The sequence below is a fragment of the Nonomuraea sp. bgisy101 genome (assembly GCF_057708945.1).
Genome location: NZ_JBYITD010000091.1, coordinates 1 through 4,522 on the forward strand (window position 1 = coordinate 1; position 4,522 = coordinate 4,522).

Annotated in this window: 6 protein-coding genes; 5 read left to right on the forward strand and 1 reads right to left on the reverse strand. The window is 68.1% G+C overall.

All coding sequences use genetic code 11. The annotated features are described in order from the left end of the window. The 4 genes from AC3EO4_RS55395 to AC3EO4_RS55410 all read left to right on the forward strand — a co-directional run. Positions 1 to 209, forward strand: a 209-nt coding sequence (locus tag AC3EO4_RS55395; RefSeq protein WP_431904893.1) for a transposase, incomplete at its 5' end; no start/stop codon positions are given. A 149-nt stretch (positions 210 to 358) separates the two neighbouring features. Then, the gene (locus AC3EO4_RS55400) at positions 359 to 1,060 is read left to right on the forward strand and encodes an integrase core domain-containing protein (protein WP_379580858.1); all 702 of its coding nucleotides are present in this window, start codon (positions 359 to 361) and stop codon (positions 1,058 to 1,060) included. 84 nt (positions 1,061 to 1,144) lie between these two features. Next, entirely contained in the window at positions 1,145 to 1,663 is a 519-nt protein-coding gene (locus tag AC3EO4_RS55405) for an alpha/beta fold hydrolase (RefSeq protein ID WP_431904896.1), read from the forward strand. Positions 1,664 to 1,918: 255 nt separating this feature from the next. Continuing rightward, positions 1,919 to 3,766, forward strand: coding sequence for a S8 family serine peptidase (locus AC3EO4_RS55410; protein WP_379580856.1), 1,848 nt, complete (start codon positions 1,919 to 1,921; stop codon positions 3,764 to 3,766). A 57-nt stretch (positions 3,767 to 3,823) separates the two neighbouring features. On the opposite strand, the gene AC3EO4_RS55415 is transcribed toward AC3EO4_RS55410, so the two are convergent. Further along, positions 3,824 to 3,955, reverse strand: coding sequence for a hypothetical protein (locus AC3EO4_RS55415; RefSeq protein ID WP_431904897.1), 132 nt, complete (start codon positions 3,953 to 3,955; stop codon positions 3,824 to 3,826). Between the two features lie 148 nt (positions 3,956 to 4,103). Between AC3EO4_RS55415 and AC3EO4_RS55420 the strand changes: the two genes are divergently transcribed. Beyond that, positions 4,104 to 4,400, forward strand: coding sequence for a hypothetical protein (locus AC3EO4_RS55420; protein ID WP_431904899.1), 297 nt, complete (start codon positions 4,104 to 4,106; stop codon positions 4,398 to 4,400). The last annotated feature ends 122 nt before the right edge of the window (positions 4,401 to 4,522 follow it).

Consider the following 4,522-nt stretch of genomic DNA (forward strand, 5'->3'; position numbering starts at 1 on the left):
AGATCCGCCGCCGCACCGACGTGGTGGGAATCTTCCCCGATCGCGGCTCGATCGTCCGACTCGTCGGCGCGGTGTTGGCCGAGCAGACCGACGAGTGGAGCGAGGCCCGTCGCTACATGGGCCTGGACGTTTTGGCGAAAGCTCGCATGCGGGTGATCGACGGCGACACGCCGCAGCAGAACCCCATCCTGCAGACACTTACCGCTTAACCTGCAGAAACAGGATCACGCGAAGATCAACTCATACACCACTTCGCTGGACGTGACCGCAGCGGCCCGGACGGCCGCCTACTGTGCGCTCCATCCGCGCTCTCGTTCTACGGCTGGTCAAAGAGAACCCGTCATGGGGCTACCGGCGCGTGCACGGCGAACTCACCACCCTCGGTATCAAGGTCGCACCCTCCACCGTCTGGGAGATCCTCAAGCAGGAAGGTGTTGATCCGGCACCCGAGCGGGCGTCCACCACGTGGGCCGACTTCCTGCGCTCCCAAGCTGACGCGCTGCTGGCCTGCGATTTCATCGAGACCGTCACCTTGAACGGGCAGCGCCGGTACATCCTGGCCGTCATCGAGCACGCCACCCAGCGCGTCCGCGTCTTGGGCGTCACCGCCCACCCGACCGCGAGCTGGGTGCTTCAGGCGTTCAAGAACCTCGTAATGGATCTGGAGGACGCGGGCTGCCGAGCGCGCTATCTGATCCGGGACCGGGATGGGAAGTTCCCGGAACTCATGGACGAGATCCTGGCCGAGGCCGGCATCCACACGGTGCTCACCGGCGTCCGCGTGCCACGCATGAACGCGATCATGGAGCGGTGGGTGAGGTCCTGCCGTCGTGAGCTTCTGGATCGATGCCTGCTCTGGAACGAACGCCACCTGCGGCACGCCCTGCATGAATATGAGGCGTTCTACAACCGGCATCGGGCCCATCAAGCCCTGGATCAGGCGGCTCCGCTACGCGCCGTCCCGGATCCCATCACCGATCCGGCTGGAATCGTCGACCTGAACGTACGCCGACGAGACCGGCTCGGTGGAGTCCTTCACGAATACTCGCGTGCCGCTTGAACTGCACGGACGGAGTTTTCGGCAGGCACAGCCATCATCACGCTGCGCACCGCGCTGGAACGGCCCGACCTGGTGCGCAAGGCCGTGCTCTTCGAACCGCCGCTGGACGTCGACGGCTCGCAGCCGACGGACTGGCTGGCCCGCTTCGACCGCGAGATCGCCACGGGACGGACCCCCGCGGCGCTGGTGACCGGCATGAAGGCCAGCCGGCTGGGGCCGCCGATGCTCAACGCGGTGCCGCGGCCGGTGCTGGTGCTGCTCACGAGCATGATGCTGAAACGCGAGGACAAGGGCGCGGCGAACGGGTCGGAGCCGACGTTCAGGGAGCTCGCGCCGTCCCTGCACTGCGACGGGCAGGTGGCGGCGGAGACGGCGGGGAACCTGGCGGCGTATCAGACGACGCGGGCCGAGGTGCTGCTGCTCGGCGGCACCAAGAGCCCCGCCCACCTGCGCGCCGCGCTCACCGCGCTGGAAGGGGTGCTGCCCCACGCCAGGCGGGTGGAGCTGGAGGGCCTCGACCACAGCGCCACCTCCAACACCGCGAGGCGCGGCGCGCCGCGACGGGTCGCCACCGAGATCCGCCGCTTCCTCCTGCCCGGCTGATCCCCCTGCGGGCCCTGTTTTCGGATGTGCCGGAACCAGCCCGTGAAGCTCTGAACCGGAGGAATGGCGGCGGCATCGTCTCCGCGGCCGGGGGCGTCGGGGGCGGCCACCACGAGGCCGCCGATCGGCGCCATCCGGGGTCGCTGAGACGATCTATGACAATTATTTCAGTATTGCCTGACTCGCTGTCATATGCGATGTTCCGCACAAGCCGCATGAGCACCGCTCATGTCACCCCCGGAGAAAGGCTTTCACATGCGTCTCACAAGGACCCTCTTAGCCCTGGCCTCCGGCGTCTGCCTGGCACTGTCCAGCTGGGCCACCGTCGCCGAGGCCGCAGCCCCAGCCGCCGCAGACCAGCAGCGCTACATCGTCCAGCTCGCCAACGTGTCCCGGGCGCAGGTGGCGAAGCAGGCGCAGCAGCAGGTCGCGGCGCACAAGGGTGTGCTGGTGGGCACCTACCGGTACGCCTTCCAGGGTTATACGGCGCTCCTCACCCCCGAGGAGGCCGCCAAACTGAGGGGTGAGGCGGGTGTGCTCACCGTCGAGCCCGACCACGAGGTGCACGCCTTCGCCCAGACGGTGCCGAGCGGCATCAAGCGCATCTTCGCCGACCAGAACATCAACCTCGACATCGACGGCACGGACGACGTCCGCATCGACGTCGACGCGGCGGTGATCGACACGGGAGTGGACCTCGACCACCCCGACCTGAACGTGGTGGCCAGCACCAACTGCACCAGCGGCACCTGCTCGGGCACCGGTGACGACGACAACGGGCACGGCAGCCACGTGGCCGGCACTATCGGCGCCATCGACAACAACATCGGCGCGGTCGGCGTCGCCCCCGGCGCCAGGATCCACGCGCTCAAGGTGCTGAACTCGGCCGGCTCCGGCACGCTGGCCGGCATCGCCGCGGGCATCGACTGGGTCGTGGCCAGGGCGAGCACGATCGAGGTCATCAACATGAGCCTCGGCTGCCAGGGCTGCACGAGCTCGGCGATCAGCAACGCCATCACCAACGCCACCAACGCGGGCGTCGTGGTGGTCGTGGCCGCGGGCAACAGCTCGGCCAACGCCTCCGGGTTCTTCCCGGCAAACCACCCCGACGTGGTCACCGTCTCCGCGCTGACCGACTTCGACGGCCTGCCCGGCGGCCTGGTCGGCACGATCACCGTGCCGTGCCGCACCGACGGCGCCACCGACACCGACGACACGCTCGCCTGGTTCTCCAACTTCGGGACCACCGTCGAGGTCGCCGCACCCGGCACCTGCATCTACTCCACCTGGATGAACGGCGGCTACAACACCATCAGCGGCACGTCCATGGCCAGCCCGCACGTCGCGGGCGCGGCGGCGGTCCTGACCAGCGGCTCCCACAAGCCGACCAACCGGACCGGCGCGCTGGCCGTACGGGACAAGTTGCGGACCACGGGCAACTCCAACTGGACCGACGACTCCACGGACGGCGTCAAGGAACCGCTGCTCGACGTGCACGACGCCACGCAGTACCCGCCGGGCTCGGGCGGCAACCAGTCGCCGGTGGCGAGCTTCACCGAGTCGTGCGACAACACCACGCGGGCGTGCTCGTTCAATGGATCCGGCTCCAGCGACCCGGACGGCACCATCGCCTCCTACGCGTGGAACTTCGGTGACAGCTCCACCGGCAGCGGCGCCACCGTCTCGCACACCTACGCGGCGGCCGGCACCTACACCGTGACGCTCACCGTGACCGACAACGGCGGGGCCACGAACTCCACCAGCAAGAGCATCACGGTCGGCACCACCCCGGGGAACTGCACCGGCTACCAGACGCCGATCTCCGGCAACCTGACCAGCGGCCAGAACGTGTACTACCCGAGCAGCACCGGGTACACGGCGGCCGCCGGGACGCACCGTGCCTGCCTCGACGGGCCCACCGGGGTCGACTTCGACCTGTACCTGCAGAAGCGAGGCATCTTCGGCTGGACCACGGTGGCCAGCAGCAACGGCAGCGGCCCTGACGAGTCGCTGACCTACAACGGAACGGCCGGGACGTACCGCGTCCGGGTGCACGCCTACAGCGGAGCGGGCGCGTACACCGGCGGTTACACCAAGCCGTAGCGGATCAGCAGCCGCGACCCCGTGCGGACACCGCACGGGGTCGCGCGTCGATTCAGGTCAGCGGAGGTCGCGGATGAGATCGCCGATGATGGAGTCGACCTTGTCCGAGCCGAAGGTGTCGGTGTCGAGCAGGAGGGTCACGGCCTTGCGGGCAGTGTGCCTGCCGACAATGTCATCCGGCCAGGTCATGGTCTTGTAGGGCTTCGGTCCTTCGTTCTCCGCACCCCGACGAGCGCGCCGTAGAACTCAGTCGCAACGAGGCGCACGTGGGCCTCGCCCGGCGGCGGGACGGGGCACGCCTTTGCCCGGCCCCGGAGAGATCGTTACTCTGCGCCGGATGGAGAACAACCTTCCTCGCGGCAGCTGGCTTGAGGCCGACATGTTCGAGAACCTGGTGAGAAAGGTGGCCCCGCTCGACATGGGCGGGTGGCGCATGAACGAAGTCGAGCGCGCCACTTCCGCGCTCGGGTGGGAGCTCATGGAGCCCGAGGAGCTCAACGGGCGCGTGAGGCAGAAACGGCCTTGCAGGGCTTCTCTGGTACGCGGGCTTACAATCGGCACCGAGCCTATCAAGCTCTCGCCCAAGCCTGTACGACTCTGCTGGTTAACTCGGATTGGTGGCTCCGGTTCATGATCTGATGGTGCCTGTCCTGATCATGAACGGTGTGGCAGCAGTCGTCGTTGTCTTCGTCCTGGCTGCCGGGGTGAATGGAGGCGGCGATGTCGATGCGACCTGCACCGCGGCCGGAACCGGCG

Bases quoted from the DNA above. Each gene is read 5' to 3' on its own strand.
- AC3EO4_RS55420 (WP_431904899.1), top strand. From the start codon at position 4,104: ATGGAGAACAACCTTCCTCGCGGCAGCTGGCTTGAGGCCGACATGTTC.
- AC3EO4_RS55415 (WP_431904897.1), bottom strand. From the start codon at position 3,955: ATGACCTGGCCGGATGACATTGTCGGCAGGCACACTGCCCGCAAGGCC.
- AC3EO4_RS55410 (WP_379580856.1), top strand. From the start codon at position 1,919: ATGCGTCTCACAAGGACCCTCTTAGCCCTGGCCTCCGGCGTCTGCCTG.